Raw genomic sequence first — 17,377 nt, forward strand, 5'->3', positions numbered from 1 at the left:
TCAACAATTATATATGTTTTCTGTTAAAATTAAATTGATATCTATTATTTGGGTGGGAATTTATGTAAATTATTATACAGGGAGGGTCTTTATGTATCATCGAAAAATTTTATCGTATGTTGCTATTATATTGATAAGCCTAATATTTGCTTCAACTGCCTGGGCTGGTAATATGCAGCAATCCTTACTGGAAAAACTCCCGGAACCGGGTGAACAGTTAACCCGGGCAGAGTTTGTTTCTATGCTGGTAACTGCTGCCAATATTCCTGTACCTGCTAAAACCGTATACATGCCCCTAGATGTTTCCACTGGTGCCTGGTATGCAGAGGACATAAAAGCTGCTCTGGCGGCTGGAATTATAAACCATTCCAGTGGTGACACCATCTACCCTAACGAACCGATTACCCAGGCCCAGGCAGTAGCATTAATCTCACGGGTCCTTGGCCTGCCGGGGCTTGAAGCTCCGGGTCCCCTTCCGGCTCCTGCACCCGACCACTGGGCAAAAATACCCTATAGCTGGCTAATAAAAGAAGGTATCCTAAATACACCCATTAGTCCTGAAAAGGTAATGACTCCAATTGAAGGAGCCTCCCTTTTGAACAAAGTATTTGGTACATCCCTTGAGGCCGAGGAGCTATATAAAAAGAGCCAAGCTGCCCATACTAATATTAAAACCATGCGAGTGACAGGTAACATGATTATGAGCGTGGAAGGTAATCCTAACTTTTCCCAGGCTATGCCCCCTGAGACCGTTCAGGTTCGTTCCAACGTAACTATTGAAATGAATCAGGAGCAAGGCCTTAGCCAAAAGTTAATTATGAACATGTCCGGACTTCCGGAGCAAACTCCCCCGGTAGAAATGGAGCAATACCTCTTGGCTGATGGCATTCACATGAAGCTAAAGGATCCCAAAACAGGCGCAGCCCAGTGGGTATCCGTACCTAGCGAGACGGATATCAAAGAGTTACTTAAACAACAATCAGGCACAATGCAATTACCTAAGGAATTAGATAAATATTTCAACTACCGGCTTGTTGGCGAGAAAACCATTGGGGATTTCACCTATTATGACCTTGCCTTTTATGGAAATATACCAAGTTTAGCTACTTTAGTAAATCTTGCGGGAAGCCCTGCCGGGCTTGCCCCGGAATTGACGGATAATATGGCAAAATCAATGGACATGGTAAATGGCATTAGTATGGTGGGAAGAACACTAATTGACAAAAAATCTTATCTTACCAATAATATAAGTGCCTTTACGGTGATTAACTTTAAAGAGACCTTTGAGGATGAAACAAATCCTTATAAAACCCTGATGAATAGCTTTAATTTCACCTATAAAGACTATAATTCAGTTATCGAGGTCAAGCTTCCCCCGGATGCAATAGCAGAGCAATAAATAATTCACATTTCACCAATAAATTATTAGTTGGAGGTATAAAATGGTTACTAACCAAAAACCTTCCCTGGAGCAATATATCCTCGTTGCCTTGATCGATATCTACAGAGGTCTTGATGTCAAATTACCTGTAGACCTTGATATATCAGCCCAACATCGAGTAATGAGGGATGTCCTTTCTTCTGCCATTAGCTTTGCCACAAAGCCCGAGAGCATGCAGACGATAAGTGATGAATTATTCATATGCGCAAGGGAAGGCTGTACTTTGCAGCAACAGATGCAAGTAATTGAAAAGCAGTCACCCGATGTACTGAACGCTAAAATGACTGCTTCCGCTTATATGCTTAAATTGTTAAATAAAGAAGCAAACCTACAATAAGAGTTAGATCAAGAGACACTCACCTAAAAAGATGAGTGTCTTTTTCTTACTTAGCCATTATATAGTTGAACATACATCTTGCCATATTGTCCGCCGCCTACCACGCCAATACCAACTTTAGTATATTCCGCCTTCAAGATATTGGCTTTATGACTGGGAGAATTCATCAGGTTCTTGTGTGCAGTATTTACATCATTTGCCCCTGCCAGGTTCTCACCAGCAAAGCGATAGGTTACACCGTTATTTTTCATCATATCAAAGGGTGAACCGTAGGTGGGTGACTGGTGAGCAAAGTAGTTATTGTCAATCATATCCTGGGCTTTCATACGGGCAAGTTGGGTCAGTTTAGCATCAGTTGTTAAGGGCTGGAGACCTGCAGCTGCACGCTCTTTGTTAATTAGGTTCAGCATAGCCTGCTCCTCGGCGGTAATAACACCGCTGGAACTCTGAGAGGGTGTGGTAGTTTGCTGGCTAGGTACAGTCTGGGTTGGCTTTGTAGTTTGGGTTGGTGTACTGGTGTTTCTGTATACAGTATAGTTAGTATAATTTGGTGTATTGTAATTACTGTAGCTTGGGGTTGTAGTTGTTCTACTTGTATTACTGTAGTTGTAACTGGTGTAGTTACTGTAGTTACTGTAGTTGCTGGAGTTGCTGTAGCTGGTATAGCTGGTATAATTTGTATAAGCCTCTGCCTTCGCTGCTCCTGGACCAACCAGTGCCAGCATTAATGCAAATGCACCGGCCATCATTCCTGTGAAAATCTTTAATACGGATTTCATATAATTCCCCTTTCTTTTAAAACATTTTTTGGACGTTTGTCCTTCCTCTTTACGCAGTCTATAGTAACGTTTTTATTAGTCATATGACAACTAAACAAATACTATCTGATATGGTTTGTCTAAAAGATAATTACCGATAGTTTTTATATCAACTATTATTCATCAAATAACTAGCCAATGGTAATAATATTATTTTTTATCAAACACGTTACAAAAATACCTAAATTATGTCTTAATGGTACTATAAGTATTAGGAGGTGATATTTTCATATATTTAACTTAAGAAATATGGTATTCGGGAGGAGTTTCTTTGGAAAAGTATAGTAAAAATGCGTACCTCATAGTAGCCGCAGCAATTTTGGCCGTAGCATTGATTATTTGCTCATTGGTCATGTCAAAGCCATTAGGTGATTACGCCTCAAGCAAATCCTCAATCGTGGTTACCGGCTCTGCCAAACAACAAATCAGATCCGATTTAGCCCTCTGGCAGGGCTCCTTTTACCAGGAATCAAGTCAATTACCGGATGCTTATAGCAGCTTAAAGACTGATTTAGGTAAAGTTAAGTCTTATCTAGTTAGTAAGGGAATTTCTGAAGAATCCATCGTTGTATCTTCAATTTACACCATGCCCCAGTATATCTACAGCCCTAACGGCATGAGTACCGGGCAAATATCCAGCTACAGACTTTCCCAAAGCATTGAAATTCGCTCTTCAGACGTGGATAAGATTTCAACCATAGCCAGGGAGGCTACGGAGCTCATTGAGCAGGGAGTAGTTTTTGAATCCATGTCTCCCCAATATTTTTATACCAAGCTTAATGACTTAAAGATTGATATGCTGGCAGAGGCTACCAAGGACGCTAAACTAAGGGCAGAAAAAATGGCTTCCAGCACCGGAAGCCAAATAGGTCACCTGAGGTCAGCCCGAATGGGAGTATTTCAAATAACACCTGTTAATTCAAATGAAGTCTCAGATTATGGTTTTAACGACACTTCATCCTTAGATAAAGAAATTACAGCGGTGGTAAATGCTGAGTTTAGTGTTAAATAAAAGGCAATAGGATGGGGCCATGTTGATGCCCCATCCTATTTGTTGAAAACTCGGCAATTGGCCAAAACAACGCTTTTACAAAGCCACCTACCTAGACAATTCCATTAGAACACCACCGCTACTTCGTCCCGGTCAATAACCCGGCGGATCTCCCTTACCCTTTCCCGAAGATGCGGATTGTTGTGACTTGCATCATCAATTTGCCTGAGCAAATCAATTAGCCTTCTGATGATGGAAACTATATCACCCTCCTGAAGGCTGGTGTTCTCCAGTAGATAATCTATACTTTTTCCAGTGTACCAGGCATGGGCAACAAACCCAGGCGTGCCGGACCAAACAACGAAGTTGGGAGGGACCTCCGCTTCCAACAGTTGCTCCCTAAGCTCATGAACCGGGGTAGGATCATAGGGCGGAGCAGGCACAAATTCACGTCGTCCTGGTATATAATCTACTCCGGCCAGTATTCCCGCCACCTCCTCGGGTGGTAAATCCTCAAGCATACCGGAAAAGGCCAGCTCTGTCACCAAGATCTCCTGGACATGTAGTTCAAGGGCAAAATTACCCCTGGGGAAAAATTCCCGCTCCTTAATATATCCTAGCCTCTCTAAAACACTCTTCACAGCTCTGTACTCATAGATATATTTCTCAGATTGCTGTTTAATTGCATTAACCTGTCCCATTAGACCTGCCCTTTGATAACCCAGGGCTTCTATCTCATCCCGTGCATCTGCACAAACTTCGTGCAGGCAGCGCTGAGTTTGCTGCCCAGCCAAAATATTTCTTATCTCATCTACCCGTTCCCTTGAACCAGGTCGGTTCTTATATTTTGAGGATCTCAATCTTTTTTGCTCACGGATCAGTTTTCTTCTTTGTAAAGGACAGGATGGGTGACCCTGTTGCTCGCAAAAATATCCCTTCACCTGCTCATACTGCTGATTTATACTATCCAGCAGCCCCATGATTTCCCGCTCAGCACGTCTTTCCTGATAGGCTGAAAAGTTTTGGGTTAGAAATCTGTCAATTTCTTCATCTGTTTTCCACTTAAGGAGACTCAGTACAGTATTAGGTGAAATGGCCAGCCGCCCATAGACAGATTCCACTTCTCCCTCATCAAAGAAACCAGTTTGTTCGGCAAATTTTTCATCTATTTTGATATAAACATGGCCAACACGGTCAAAACCCCGGCGGCCAGCCCGACCAGCCATCTGAAAGAACTCCCTATTCATCAATGTTCGGAATTCCTTGCCGTCCCACTTCCGACAGGAGTGAAATAATGTGGTTGCTGCCGGAAAGTTTACCCCCGCGGCAAAGGTTTCTGTACAGAAAAGTACCCAGAGTAAGCGGTTTTCATAAAGCCTCTCCACCAAGTTTTTCAAGATGGGCGAAATTCCCGCATGATGGTAGCCGATACCCTGCTGTAAGAGCTTCCTCAGCATTCTACGATGCCCACGCTGAAAAATATCTGGGTGTTCCTTTTCAGTATCAGTTATAGCCTTTAGGACCTTTTCCTTTTCATCATGAAATAGGAAATCCCATTCTCGGCCTACCTCAGATGCCAATTCCTCAGTCCTAATTCTGCCAAAAACAAAATACAAGGCCGGCAGGTGGTCTTGAACCGCCTCAATTGCCACTGAAGGATTTTCTGCTTCTGCGCGCTCCACGTCCCCACCTCCGCTCTCTTTTGTTAAATTCTTCTTCCCTGGCTGCCTGTTTTTCAGCCTTTCTTTCTTGTATCCTTCTCTTGGTGGCCTCTTCTATATATTCCTTGGCCTCATCTTCATCAAGAATGCTGCCTTCGGTTGTAAGCCAGTTAATGGCCAGGGGAACTGCACGGTTAGTTTCCACAACAACCTCAACCTTTTCGCCCCTAACCTCCCCCATCCAATCTGCTATTTCCTGAATATTGGGAACGGTGGCCGATAACCCTAAAAATTTTACATGGGGCGGGGCAAAAATTATGCTCTCTTCCCAGGCCGTGCCCCTCTCTGGATCATCCAGATAATGGATTTCATCGAAAACAACACAGGCCACATCATCTAGCCCCTCTGGCTCAGAAAAGCACCTATTGCGGAAAATCTCAGTAGTCATAATAAGCAAAGGTGCATAGGGATTAATGGATATGTCTCCAGTAACCAATCCAACCATATCATCCCCAAATACTTTGCGGAAATCAACAAATTTTTGGTTGCTAAGGGCCTTTAGGGGTGAGGTATAAACTGCCGCTTTGCCACGCTCAATAACTACTTCTATCAGCCTCTCGGCAATAACTGTTTTACCTGTACCTGTTGGTGCTGCTACAAGTACATTTTTACCTGCCAATACTGCAGTAACGGCTTTCTGCTGGAAACTATCCAGTTCCACCGGCCCACCTGGTAGAGGTGGTGGTGTAACAGCCCTTCTGGGCCTCTTCTTGCCCAAGGGGGGCTTTTCCTTGCGTTGTAGGTTTGCTGGACTTTCCCTTTTTTGCTTCGCTCCCAAAGCCCATTCATGCTCAATGCCGGGAAATTTATCCTTGATAGCTTGAATATCCCCCCGGCGAACTAAAATGCCCATTTTACCAGAGCCTGTATCTATCTCACCCACGGAATTAACATAACCTTCCCTGACCAGCCTTCTGATACGTTCTGGAGTAGTATCAAGAAGATCCGCCGCTTCCAGGGTGGTCAGCTTAGCAGCCTTCTTTACTAATTTATTAAGATCAGGCCTATATTTGATATCATGAACCTCATGCCGCCAGAGCCTTGTACCTCCGGCTAATCTAAAATAGGTCAATTCCTCCAGCTCACACAGATTTAAAATATCTCCTTCAGAAAGTCTTAATCTATCAGCCGCCTCGGCCACCGTCATAGAACGATTAGCAATCCAGGTAAGGGGAACAGTGTCTTGTATCTGGTCAGCCTCTAAATGTAAGCCTGTAAGCCTCTTCAATTCCTGTACAATCACCTTTATAGGGTGTGGATAGGGAGAAGTCCAAAGACCAACTCCATTAATATTAATCCTGAAGGCCCCGTCACCTTTAATAATTTCCGAGGCAACCTCCCTTTGCTCAGGTGTCTCAACAACCTGCCCAAGATTAAAAAAAGGCTTTTCACGGTAGGTTTGCTCAATTTTTTCCTTTAAACCAACACCAGCCTCACGGCGGGCTAACTCAAGCTGGCCTTCGGGGCTCTCTGAAACAGTTACCCTGTCGTCTGGTAAAAGAATAAATTCCGATATTTCTTTTCCCGCCCGCAAATTTCCTACCAGGGTACTATGGACTTTAAACTTTCTAATAAAATCCTCAAAGGCCAGCGGCCCTGTTTTGGCCAAATAGCTCCTAACATCTTCCCAGGCTGCCTTACTGTCGGCAAGGGCATAATGACCATTTATCAGTCTTAGAACCGGCGACTTTACCTGGGCTAGAAGTTTACCTCCCAGGTTTTCTTCCAGTTCCTTTGGACTCAGAGATTTCCCATCCTTAAATATATCTTTAAGCCTTCTATCCTGCTGTTCAAGCTGCTCCTTAGCCTTTTTTTGCTCCAGCCTGCGTCGATCAAGTTCGGCCTGACCTGCCGTGGAGGTCCTAAGGGTATATCTCCCATCAGGTAATTCTATTATCTGTGCCATGCTTGACAAGGAGGGCACTTCCTCGTCTCCCATTTCCAGCTTAATTTCTGCCAGATTACGGGGGTGGCCATCTCCCAGCAGTCTAAGTATTCTTCCCTTAGCATCATCACCCAGCAAGGTTGACAGCTGCCGCTGTCTTACTGCCACTAATTGGGGTTGATAGCCCCAAGCTCCCTCACCCACAGCAGTTAGGTTTTCTTCCGCAACTTCATTGCCGGCAAGCCATACTTCTTCTCCGCTTTCCCCTTTTAGCCTGGCAACCCTCAACTGACGATTAGCCACAAGGGATTGAAGTGCCGCCAGTAGATTATTAGGATTAACCTTTAATTTTAATACTAAATCTATAAGCTTTACCGGCCTATTTTCGGGCAATTCATTCAAGATGATAACTTTGAGTTCTTCCCTGTGTTTTACCGCCAAGTTCCACACTCCTAACAAGTTTCTCAATGATGTTTCTCATAAACTTTACCATATGAGAGGAGTTTAGCCAACTTCTTGAACATATCATTCCCTGAGAATAAAAAAATAATAAAATTCTTAGGTTTTATCCATGGGTCAAAAAAATAATAATTCCCTGAAGATTTAAACTCCAGGGAATTAAATTCCAGCTTATCACAATAACTTATTAGCCCAATGGTTTTGAATTTATCGGGAAGGAGTAATAAATCCTTTGAGATTATTTATTAATATTTTGTTTTCCCTCTCGGTTCTCACAGCAACCCTAAAATAGTTTGGTCCTAGACCACTAAAGTTATCACACTGTCTGATAAGAATTCCCCGGGGTCCAAGCAGGCTCTGAATTTCTTTCCCTGTCAGACCACTCTCCGAGGCATCGATAAGGATGAAATTTGCTTTAGGGTGAAAGGGGTACAGGCCAGGAATTGACTTTAGACCATGGTATAGGTATTCCTTCTGACTGCTAATCAATTCTAAGGTGCTATTAAGATATTGTTGATCCGCAAGGGAAGCCAAGCCAGCTTCCTGGGCTATAATATTTACGCGCCAGGGTGGAAGTACTTCGGTCAGAAGCTTAATCATATTCGAATTTGCCACCAAGTATCCTAATCTTAATCCAGGTATGGCAAATATTTTTGTTAAGGATCTCAAAACAAAAAGACTTGAGTTTTGCTTTACTTCTTCCAATAAAGATTGTTCAGGAACCACAAAATCCATAAAGGCCTCATCAATTAACAACGAGGCTCCCACATCACGAATCCTTTCAGACAATGCTATAAGGTTGTTTCTATCAACCAGCTGCCCAGTGGGATTATTGGGATTACAGATCACCACCAGATCTCCTGTTTGAACAATCTCCGCCAACTGCCGGGTATCTACCATAAAGTTATTTTCCCTTGACAGGGGAACTTGATATAATTGTCCCTTCCTAATACCCTGGGAATATTCACTAAAGGTAGGTACCGGCAACACTAATCTACCAGGCTTAAGCACCCTTCCCAGTGCGTATATTATTTCTGCCGCTCCATTGCCAACCAGGATGGCATCTCTGGGAAACCCAATTAATTCCCCTAATCTCTCCCTAAAGGTACAAGCCTGGGGCTCAGGGTAATATTTTATAATTCCAGTGGCCCTTTTTATGGCCCCATAAATCAAAGGTGAAGGCCCCAGGGGGTTAATGTTGGCACTAAAATCCAAAAGATCCTCAAATTTTACCCCATAATATTCTGCTGCCTTCCATACATTTCCACCATGCTGTTGTTCTCCCACAGCATTTCTCCCCTTTAGCGAAGGCCACCGTTAATCAGTGTCGTATGCCATACTTTCCAGTCCGGCTTCTTTCGCTGGATATAAAGTGCTACTTCTCTTGGTTCCAACCCGTCTGGTCTCATTAACATGCCCATAATTGTTCCACTATGGGCTACAATGACTCCCAGGGCCCGAAATTCTGAGGCCCACTGTCTCCATAGACTAAGATGCTGTTTAGGAAGAAGCACCTGATTAGCCTGGGCACTTATGCTTGTGCCCCTGCCCAGCATCTCCCAATCCCCCGTCAACAATCCCCTGGTAACCAGTTCCAAGGCCTGCCTTACCATGGGTTCCTTTTGAAAATTTTTACTGGCCAGATCTCTACGGCAATTGAATAGAACCGAGTCAATGGACCCCCCCGGATCAGCTATAACCATTTCTAAGGGGGGAGCCTGCCCCAGGTATCTCTTTGGCTCCCCAGTTAGGTGATTTATCATCATGATACCTGGAAACATTTGACCGTCACTGGGTTCCACCCTGGCAGCTATCCCGGCAATCACTTCCGGCGGCAGTTCACGACCACAGGCCCGGGCGGTTGCCAAACAGGTGGCAGCGATATCTGCTGTACTGCTGGCCATCCCTTTTCCCTCAGGAAGAGGAGATTTCCTAGTCATAGAAACACAGTTGGCACGTACCCCCAGATAGGCCAGGGAATGTTGCAGGGCCCGGCAGGACTTATCTAAATGTGCAACCGAGTCTCCCTCGGAACTTAATTCCACCGTTACCTCACTCCACAAATCCACCGGACAGGACACAAGAAACGGCTCACCACGGATTACCCCCTGTACCAATTCCCCACAGGTCCCGGGAGCAGCAGCAAAACCTTGTTTAAATTGTATTACATCTTTGCTAATTGCTGTACCATTAGCACAGTTAATAAAGTCCATGTATCTATCAGCTCCCCGGTGGCCCCGTAGGTATCTCCCGTCAAACCACCTAAACACTTATTAATATATTTAGTCAATAACCAGGCGGCAAGAACTACCGATCCCAGCAGTATAATCCCCATGCTGCCCATCAGCCCTATCACGGCCACTAATAAGGTAAAGCTGGCAACCAACATTTGTTTCGTTCCCGCTAGTTTTGTACATACTCCCAGCCCCCCTGACGGTCTGGCGTAAGGATATCTGGTAATTCCAAAGACCATTGCCCAACGTCCTGCTGTCGGTGCTAAGATCAGGGCAATAAATTTTAAATCACCATTGATTTCTAACAAAAATGCTATCTTAAGCATCATTACAACAACAAGGGCCAATACCCCCATCGCTCCAACTCTGCTGTCCTTCATTATTTCCAGTTTTCTCTCCCGGCTGCGTCCACTAAGAACACCATCTGCAGTATCCATTAGGCCATCCAGGTGTAAACCACCGGTTAGAATAATTACTGTTACAATGGCTGTAATATCGGCTGCTATGGTGAGTCCTAAGTACCTCAGCCCAAGGCATACTCCCGCTGAAATGGTGCCTAGAAGTAAACCCACCAGAGTATAATACGACACAGAACGACCCATTTCCTGGTTATCTACTTCTTTGTTATAAAATGGCAATACAGTTAAAAAACTAATGGCCAACCTTAGGGAGTTTAACATAAATTTATCCTCCGATAAAGTAATTTTTTGTAAACGCCCCTAAAAGTGCCAGAGCTGTAACTCCGTAAGTCAATTTAAGTACCTGTTCTATATGACAGCTTGCCAATTGAAAAATCTCCTCGCCCATAAAGGCTCTCTGGGATAGCTCTCCCTGATAATAATTGGTTCCGCCCAACTGCACCCCCAAGGAACCTGCCACAGCAGCCTCTGGAATGCCGCTGTTAGGACTTGGGTGTTTTGGAGCATCATTTATGATAGCCCTTAGGGTTGCTTTAAACCCTCCCGGTGTAACAGGGGATAAAATAATATAGAAAAGTCCAGATATTCTAGCCGGCAGATAGTTAGCAAGGTCATCAAACCTAGCCGCTGCCCAGCCTAGATTAATGTACTTTGAGTTTTTATGTCCCAGCATGCTGTCCATGGTGTTAACTGCCTTGTAGGTCATGGCCAGGGGGGCTCCGCCGATAACAGCATAGAATATGGGTGCAATAATTCCGTCCACAGTATTTTCTGCAACCGTTTCCACTGTACCCCTGACAATTTCCTGCTCATTTAGGTTTTGCGTATCTCTGCCAACAATCAATGAAAGCTTTTCCCTGGCTTGGGATAGATTACCTTCGTTCAACGGCTTAGCTACTGCCAGGGCATGCTGAGCCAGTCCTTTGACTGCAAAGGTGGTGGACAAAAGCCACAGGTGCAGGGCAATACCCAGGTAATAATGTAATTTAAAAGCTAACCAGATTAAACCCCAGGTAACTGAAAATGTTAATAAGCAAACGGTAAATACCAGCAGTGCTCCCCCTACCTTTAATCCCCTCCCTGTAGCAGCAAGGGATCTTAGGAATCTCTCCAATCGGCTTATCAGCTTACCGATTATAATTACCGGGTGCGGTATACACCTCGGATCTCCGATAATTAAGTCAATCAGCAGTGCCCCTGGAATTAATAAATTCATGGGGTGTATTCCCCCAGCCCCATAATTCTATATAGTTTTTCCATGTCTAAATGTTCCCGCACTTGGTTAGCTAACTTATCATATTTATCTTCCTTGGTAGATCCCTTCTTAAACTCAACCCTTGGTAACCCTTTATTATGTCTTAGGAAGTTTACCCAATCCGATAAAAGGGAGGGGTTATCGAAAAGGCCGTGTAAATGTGTTCCAAAAACCTTCCCGCCACCCTGTACAGCCCCATCTGTTATTTCAACCTCTGCGCCTGATCTTTCAAGGATACATAGTAGCGGCTGAGCCTGTGACCCAACCTCAACTTGTCCCGTATGTATCTCATAGCCCTGTATTTCTGCATGGCTTGAATCTAGCCAGCTTAAACTGCCAGGGTCTATAATTGCCTTACAGCGATGGGTTTGCTTTTCGGCAAAAAAGGTGGTGGAAATATCTAAAAGCCCAAGTCCCGGACAATTTCCCTTAGCCGCCTCAGTCCCCCATGGGTCATAGAGCATTTTACCTAACATTTGATAACCACCGCAAATGCCCACTATGGCCGCTCCCCTTTGGGCTAAGGCCACAATCTCCTGTTCCAGACCCTTTTCCTTAAGGTAATATAAGTCATCAATGGTATTTTTAGTGCCCGGAATAATTACAGCATCAGGCACTCCCAGTTGATCTCCCGGACCCACATATCGTACGGAAACTCCCGGAAATGAACTGAGGGAGTCAAAATCAGTAAAATTAGATATCCGGGGCAGTTTAATTACTGCTACATCTATTTCGCTTTGGCCTACCACCTTTTCTGAAAGGGAAACTGAATCCTCCTGCTCAATGCCATGATTATGGAGGTAGGGAACAACCCCTAGGACCGGCCTGCCGGTACGTTCTTCTAAAAACTCAAGTCCTGGTCGTAGTAATTCAAAATCGCCCCGAAACTTATTTATAATAAAGCCCACTACCCTCTGACGTTCGTGAGCTTCTAATAGTTCCAAGGTTCCCACCAGGGATGCAAAGACCCCACCCCTATCGATATCAGCAGCCAGAATGACCGGCGCATCAGCCAACATGGCCGTACGCATATTGACAATATCCCTATCTTTAAGATTTACTTCCGCCGGACTGCCTGCACCTTCAATAACAACTATTTCATATTGGTTTCTCAATTCGTCAATACACTGTTCCACCAGGGTTACTGCCTCGGGCAGAAAGCTCTGCCTGTATTCCCTGGCGCTCATATCTGCCAGGGGCTTGCCCAAAACTATAATCTGGGCGTGCAAATCCTGTTTAGGCTTAATTAGTATGGGATTCATCTTTACCGTAGCAGGAGTTCCTGCAGCATCAGCCTGTGCCCCCTGGGCCCTGCCAATTTCTCCTCCATCAGGTGTCACATAACTATTGAGAGCCATATTTTGCGCTTTGAAGGGAGCGACACGATAGCCTTCCTGCTTAAATATCCGGCAAAGGGCGGTACATAGTAAGCTTTTACCTACGTGGGAAGAAGTCCCCTGGATCATTATTGTTTTTGCCTGGGTCAAAGGGAACACCTCCTAAAAATCTAACCTCATTAACCAAATAATTAATCCTGCAAATATAACAGGGCATTTACGGTTGCTGCCGCCAGAGGACTGCCACCCCTTGTTCCCAAAACTGTGATATAGGGTATTCGGCTTTTCATCAGCATTTCTTTAGACTGGGCAGCTCCGACAAAACCAACGGGCATCCCAATTACCAGGGCTGGACTAAGCCCCTGGTCAATCATTTGAAGTAATCTAAATAATGCCGTTGGGGCGTTGCCAATGGCTACTAACTGGCCATTAAGGTCGTTACCAAACTTCTCCATAGCCACGGCCGCCCTGGTTATGCCCCTTGCACGGGCTTCCTCTGCAACCTCTGGATTATATATTTCACAGCGTATTTCTCCTCCGTATACTGCTAGCTTACGCTGGTTAATACCCGCCTTTAACATGGTTACATCCGTATAGATGTGGGCGCCTCCCCTGAGTGCTTCTAGACCCCTTTCAATTGCCTTTGGATGAATGCAGACCTGATTTCCCAGTTCCGGATCTCCACTTGTATGAATTATTCTTCCCACCACCGCCCTCTCACCTGTAGCCAGGTTCAGGGGTAAACAAAACTCTTCCACCTGCCGCATACTTTCCTGTTCAATCTCCCTGGGGTTCCAAATAATTCCTTGGTAATTGCTCAATTTAACAGCTCACTTCCTTGTTTTATCCGTTCCAAAACTATCTCAACGATGCGAGGGTCCGCTCCAAGGTGGGGTGCTAGGTAAAAGCTCACTTCCGGGTATAGCTTCCGCTGCTGACTAAGTATTTCAGGGACATCAATGGCAATGTGACTTCCCACTACCAATAAAAGGGGCACAACCGTTATTTTCTTAATACCCTTATTAACCAATCTCTCAACGGCCAAGGGCAGGCCTGGTTCCCCAAACTGCAAAAAGCAGGTTTCAATCAACGCCCTGCCAAACCTTTTCCCAACCATTTGTCCAATCTGTTCGATTTCCTTGTTAGCTTCCGGTAGACGGCTTCCATGTCCCAGTATGATTACTCCCTCTTGCACAAGCTTCCTCCTAAATTCTCTTTGGCATATGCCAAAACTTCCCCTGGTGTATTTACCATCAGTGGATATGTAATCTTGGGCCGCTGCCAAACTATAATAGGGATACCTAACTCAATGGCAGCTTGTACCTTTTCCTTGACACCACCGGCAGAACCACTGTCCTTGGTTAGCACTACCTCAGCACCATATTGCCCATATAGTGCTTTATTTACCTCAAGACTGCAGGGTCCCTGGAGGGCAATTATTTCTGAAGGTTTTATATCCAACTCAAAACAGGTATTTAGGGACTGTCGTTCCGGCAGTACCCGAACCACAAGCCTAGCCCCGAAACCTTTGGCTGCCTCATATAAAAGCCTCATATTTTTGCCTCCTAAGGTTGAAAACCAAACCTTCTTACCTAAATTATGTGCAGCCATTAAACTTTCCTCCAAGCTTTCCACATAAATCACCAGTGGGTCCTGAGGCAAGGACTCCCTCGGTCTTTCCAATCTGAGATAGGGAATACCGACCTCATTAGCTGCAGCAATAGCTGTTTTAGAACCAATCACTGCAAAGGGGTGGGTAGCATCAACCAGCAATTCAATTCCATCTCTAAGTTGTCTTATTAAAGCCTGTTCATCTAGCTGCCCCGTTAATAGATTATTTACCCCTTGCTTTTTCAGCAGTTCGGCACCGTAGCCGGTGACTGTTGATACCTTAACCATAAACCCGCTCTGTTGGAGCAGCTCAGCAGTTATTCTGCCCTCCTGGGTGCCAGCCAATACCAGTATCAAAGACGATACCCCCTGGGGGTTAACATAAATTCCCCTTCTACCCTGGTTTGACTATTGCCGACGATAACCGTGGTCAGCATGTCTATCTCAAAGTCAAGCATATTCTGAAGGGTGGTTATAACCCTTTCCTCATGGCCGCGTCTGGCCTTTCTCACAATACCCACCGGGGTTGCCGGAGATTTATATTTCAACATTATTTCCCTGGCTATCTTAATGTGATCCGGACGCCCGTGACTGCGTGGATTGTATAAAACCACCACAAAATCTCCCGCTGCCGCGGAATCAATACGTTTTTGCACTGTTTCCCAGGGAGTTAGCAAATCACTAAGGCTAATGGAGGCAAAATCATTCATCAATGGGGCACCAAGGCTTGCAGCAGCCGCAGATGCAGCGGTAACACCCGGGATTACCATAACAGGTACCCTCCCCCGGGCCACCTCGATAATAATACCGGCCATCCCATATATGCCCGGATCGCCGCTGCTAACCACAGCAACCAGCTCTCCTTGAAGGGCTTTTTCTACCGCTTTATTGGCCCGCTCAACTTCTCCCCGCATGGAGGTTGCCACCCGTTCCTTACCAGCTAAAAGGTCCTCTATTAGCTGCATATAGGTATGGTAGCCAGCCACAACACTGGCAGACCTAATGGCATCTAATGCTTCCGGAGTAATATTCTCCCTGTCTCCAGGCCCTAAGCCCACCACCATAATTTTTCCTCGGCCAGGGCCACTGTCACCGGTCCTAATTTTTGTTTGGGAACTACAATCTTTCCCATACCACTGGCTATCATTGATGCCGGTTCGCATACTCCACCAACTCCTATGATTTCCTTGACAAAATCTGACGGGGTATATTGCCCGGTCAGCTCTTCTATATTTTCTCTGTCCACCTGCACCAGGGGGACTTTAAAATACTCAGCCCCCTGACAGAGTCCTATTTCCTTCATTTTTATATCAATTGAGGCAAGACATTTCAATGATAGGAGACTAAGCCCGCCCAGCCTAAAGGCCCTTTTCAAGGCAGACACAATTAAGTCCCGGCTAACCCCTTTACGACAGCCTACACCGGCCACCAGGTTCCTTGGCCTTAGTATAAGCCTCGCCTCATTGTCTGGCGGCAAAAGTCTATTTGTTATGTAAACTCCAACCCCTTCCTTTGAAATCATAGTGCCGGGTATATATTTCAAACCCTCACCTAAATTATGCTTAAGGGGCCACTGGGAAAAAAGGGGTATTCTTTCCCCTTCAGCCAATAACCTGTTAAAAACCTTTAGTTGGCTCCGGGGATAAATCCGGCACTCCAAATCCGCTGCTAGGCTATCTAAGGCTATTACACCATTTACATCCGTAGCGGTTGTTATAACAGGTGTACATTTCAATGCTCTGGATAACTTATTGGCCAAAGCATTAGCCCCGCCTAGATGCCCCGATAGAAGGCTTATGGCAAAGCTACCCCTCTCGTCTAACACCACCACCCCGGGGTCTGTATACTTAGACTCCAAAAGGGGGGCCAGGGTGCGTACTACAATGCCGGTTGCCATTATAAATACTAACTGCCGGTATTTTTTAAAGGCCTCCCGAACAGCTCCGTTCCAGTCATCAAAAAAGACAGTTTCTTGAACAAATTGCCGGCTTTTGAAGCGGCTGGGCACCATCAGTTGAATATCACTAAAAAGCCTCCCTAGGGCTTCACCAAGCTCAACTCCGCCCCTGGTGAGGGCAAAAACCGCAATCCTATTCTCCTTCTCTGTAGCCATGGGCAAACTCCTGGGCATATAGAAGGGAGCGGCCGTTTTTGCCAAGATAATCCCCTACAAGGATCAAGGCTGTACGAGTAATTCCCGCTGCCTCCATTAACTCAGCCAATCCGTCAAGTCTTCCGTGAAACAGCCTTTCCCCTGGCCAGGTGACCTTTTCAACAACGGCCACCGGAGTATCGGGTGAGTAACCCCCAAGAAGTTCCTCCTGAACCTGACGGGCCATGGACGCGGATAAAAAGATAGCCATGGATGCCCCATGGGCAGCTAATTTTCCCAGGGCCTGCTCTTCCGGCACCGGCGTACGGCCTGAAAGTCTGGTAATTATAACTGTCTGGGAAGCACCAGGCACAGTATATTCCCTTTTTATTGCCGCCGCAGCCGCAAGGAAAGAGCTTACACCTGGCACTATTTCATAGTTCAGTGATAATTTATCTAATTCTTCCATTTGCTCACCAATGGCACCATAGAGACTTGGGTCACCCGTGTGGAGTCTCACCACGAGCTTGCCTGACCTGCTAGCATCAGCCATTAGTTTTATAATTTCCTCCAATACCAGGGGGGCACTATCCAGCTTTATAGCTTCTTCCCGGCAGCAGCCCAATACCTCTTTAGGAACCAGTGAACCTGTATAAATCACTAAATCTGCCTGTTCCAGCAGCCTTCGTCCTTTAACTGTCAATAACTCCGGGTCACCTGGACCCGCTCCCACAAAGTAGATCATGCTTATTATCAGTCCTATTCCTTTAGACTAAA

The 17,377-nt window shown here is 45.4% G+C and carries 17 protein-coding genes; 3 read left to right on the top strand and 14 right to left on the bottom strand.

The genetic code is table 11. The features are described from left to right. The first annotated feature begins 91 nt into the window (after positions 1-91). Both P6N53_RS03775 and P6N53_RS03780 read left to right on the top strand, forming a co-directional pair. Positions 92-1,399: an S-layer homology domain-containing protein gene (locus tag P6N53_RS03775; RefSeq protein ID WP_304541304.1), complete on the top strand. Its 1,308-nt coding sequence runs from the start codon at positions 92-94 to the stop codon at positions 1,397-1,399. 43 nt (positions 1,400-1,442) lie between these two features. Beyond that, positions 1,443-1,778, top strand: a complete 336-nt coding sequence (locus P6N53_RS03780; RefSeq protein ID WP_304541305.1) for a hypothetical protein — start codon at positions 1,443-1,445, stop codon at positions 1,776-1,778. 50 nt (positions 1,779-1,828) lie between these two features. Here P6N53_RS03780 and P6N53_RS03785 read toward each other — a convergent pair whose 3' ends face one another. Continuing rightward, positions 1,829-2,557 (bottom strand): CAP domain-containing protein, encoded by a 729-nt coding sequence (locus P6N53_RS03785; protein WP_304541307.1) that lies wholly within the window; start codon positions 2,555-2,557, stop codon positions 1,829-1,831. Between the two features lie 310 nt (positions 2,558-2,867). On the opposite strand from P6N53_RS03785, the gene P6N53_RS03790 reads away from it, so the two are divergent. Then, positions 2,868-3,608 (top strand): SIMPL domain-containing protein, encoded by a 741-nt coding sequence (locus P6N53_RS03790; RefSeq protein WP_304541309.1) that lies wholly within the window; start codon positions 2,868-2,870, stop codon positions 3,606-3,608. Between the two features lie 104 nt (positions 3,609-3,712). Here P6N53_RS03790 and P6N53_RS03795 read toward each other — a convergent pair whose 3' ends face one another. The 13 genes from P6N53_RS03795 to cobM form a co-directional block, all read right to left on the bottom strand. Further along, positions 3,713-5,269: a helicase-related protein gene (locus tag P6N53_RS03795; protein ID WP_304541311.1), complete on the bottom strand. Its 1,557-nt coding sequence runs from the start codon at positions 5,267-5,269 to the stop codon at positions 3,713-3,715. Beyond that, complete coding sequence (locus P6N53_RS03800) at positions 5,229-7,643, bottom strand: DEAD/DEAH box helicase (RefSeq protein WP_304541387.1); 2,415 nt, start codon at positions 7,641-7,643, stop codon at positions 5,229-5,231. Before P6N53_RS03800 ends, P6N53_RS03795 begins: the two co-directional genes overlap by 41 nt. A 216-nt stretch (positions 7,644-7,859) precedes the next feature. Continuing rightward, the gene (gene cobD / locus P6N53_RS03805) at positions 7,860-8,939 is read right to left on the bottom strand and encodes a threonine-phosphate decarboxylase CobD (RefSeq protein ID WP_304541313.1); all 1,080 of its coding nucleotides are present in this window, start codon (positions 8,937-8,939) and stop codon (positions 7,860-7,862) included. 14 nt (positions 8,940-8,953) lie between these two features. Continuing rightward, positions 8,954-9,865: a GHMP family kinase ATP-binding protein gene (locus P6N53_RS03810; RefSeq protein ID WP_304541315.1), complete on the bottom strand. Its 912-nt coding sequence runs from the start codon at positions 9,863-9,865 to the stop codon at positions 8,954-8,956. Next, positions 9,817-10,566, bottom strand: coding sequence for an adenosylcobinamide-GDP ribazoletransferase (cobS, locus tag P6N53_RS03815; protein WP_304541316.1), 750 nt, complete (start codon positions 10,564-10,566; stop codon positions 9,817-9,819). The genes P6N53_RS03810 and cobS overlap by 49 nt, the downstream gene beginning before the upstream one ends. 4 nt (positions 10,567-10,570) lie before the next feature. Next, positions 10,571-11,521, bottom strand: coding sequence for an adenosylcobinamide-phosphate synthase CbiB (gene cbiB / locus P6N53_RS03820; RefSeq protein WP_304541318.1), 951 nt, complete (start codon positions 11,519-11,521; stop codon positions 10,571-10,573). After that, the gene (locus P6N53_RS03825) at positions 11,518-13,047 is read right to left on the bottom strand and encodes a cobyric acid synthase (RefSeq protein WP_304541319.1); all 1,530 of its coding nucleotides are present in this window, start codon (positions 13,045-13,047) and stop codon (positions 11,518-11,520) included. Before P6N53_RS03825 ends, cbiB begins: the two co-directional genes overlap by 4 nt. A 41-nt stretch (positions 13,048-13,088) precedes the next feature. Beyond that, positions 13,089-13,718, bottom strand: a complete 630-nt coding sequence (locus P6N53_RS03830; protein ID WP_304541321.1) for a precorrin-8X methylmutase — start codon at positions 13,716-13,718, stop codon at positions 13,089-13,091. Further along, positions 13,715-14,092, bottom strand: coding sequence for a sirohydrochlorin chelatase (locus P6N53_RS03835; RefSeq protein WP_304541322.1), 378 nt, complete (start codon positions 14,090-14,092; stop codon positions 13,715-13,717). The genes P6N53_RS03830 and P6N53_RS03835 overlap by 4 nt, the downstream gene beginning before the upstream one ends. Then, positions 14,077-14,865, bottom strand: coding sequence for a precorrin-6A reductase (gene cobK / locus P6N53_RS03840; protein ID WP_304541323.1), 789 nt, complete (start codon positions 14,863-14,865; stop codon positions 14,077-14,079). The genes P6N53_RS03835 and cobK overlap by 16 nt, the downstream gene beginning before the upstream one ends. Then, entirely contained in the window at positions 14,862-15,572 is a 711-nt protein-coding gene (gene cobJ, locus P6N53_RS03845; protein WP_304541325.1) for a precorrin-3B C(17)-methyltransferase, read from the bottom strand. The genes cobK and cobJ overlap by 4 nt, the downstream gene beginning before the upstream one ends. After that, a complete protein-coding gene (locus P6N53_RS03850) occupies positions 15,557-16,621 on the bottom strand; it encodes a cobalt-precorrin 5A hydrolase (RefSeq protein WP_304541326.1) in 1,065 nt (354 codons plus the stop codon). The genes cobJ and P6N53_RS03850 overlap by 16 nt, the downstream gene beginning before the upstream one ends. Further along, positions 16,599-17,345, bottom strand: a complete 747-nt coding sequence (gene cobM / locus P6N53_RS03855; protein ID WP_304541327.1) for a precorrin-4 C(11)-methyltransferase — start codon at positions 17,343-17,345, stop codon at positions 16,599-16,601. Before cobM ends, P6N53_RS03850 begins: the two co-directional genes overlap by 23 nt. Positions 17,346-17,377 lie beyond the last annotated feature (32 nt).

Origin of the sequence: Desulforamulus aquiferis, assembly GCF_030577015.1 — a bacterium.
GTDB classification, from domain to species: domain Bacteria; phylum Bacillota; class Desulfotomaculia; order Desulfotomaculales; family Desulfotomaculaceae; genus Desulfotomaculum; species Desulfotomaculum aquiferis.

What these genes read in the sequence shown, in the direction of transcription:
- P6N53_RS03850 (WP_304541326.1), bottom strand. Translation starts at nt 16,621, where the DNA reads ATGGCTACAGAGAAGGAGAATAGGATTGCGGTTTTTGCCCTCACCAGG.
- cbiB (WP_304541318.1), bottom strand. Translation starts at nt 11,521, where the DNA reads ATGAATTTATTAATTCCAGGGGCACTGCTGATTGACTTAATTATCGGA.
- cobJ (WP_304541325.1), bottom strand. Translation starts at nt 15,572, where the DNA reads ATGGTGGTGGGCTTAGGGCCTGGAGACAGGGAGAATATTACTCCGGAA.
- cobS (WP_304541316.1), bottom strand. Translation starts at nt 10,566, where the DNA reads ATGTTAAACTCCCTAAGGTTGGCCATTAGTTTTTTAACTGTATTGCCA.
- P6N53_RS03810 (WP_304541315.1), bottom strand. Translation starts at nt 9,865, where the DNA reads ATGGACTTTATTAACTGTGCTAATGGTACAGCAATTAGCAAAGATGTA.
- cobM (WP_304541327.1), bottom strand. Translation starts at nt 17,345, where the DNA reads ATGATCTACTTTGTGGGAGCGGGTCCAGGTGACCCGGAGTTATTGACA.
- P6N53_RS03775 (WP_304541304.1), top strand. Translation starts at nt 92, where the DNA reads ATGTATCATCGAAAAATTTTATCGTATGTTGCTATTATATTGATAAGC.
- P6N53_RS03780 (WP_304541305.1), top strand. Translation starts at nt 1,443, where the DNA reads ATGGTTACTAACCAAAAACCTTCCCTGGAGCAATATATCCTCGTTGCC.
- P6N53_RS03785 (WP_304541307.1), bottom strand. Translation starts at nt 2,557, where the DNA reads ATGAAATCCGTATTAAAGATTTTCACAGGAATGATGGCCGGTGCATTT.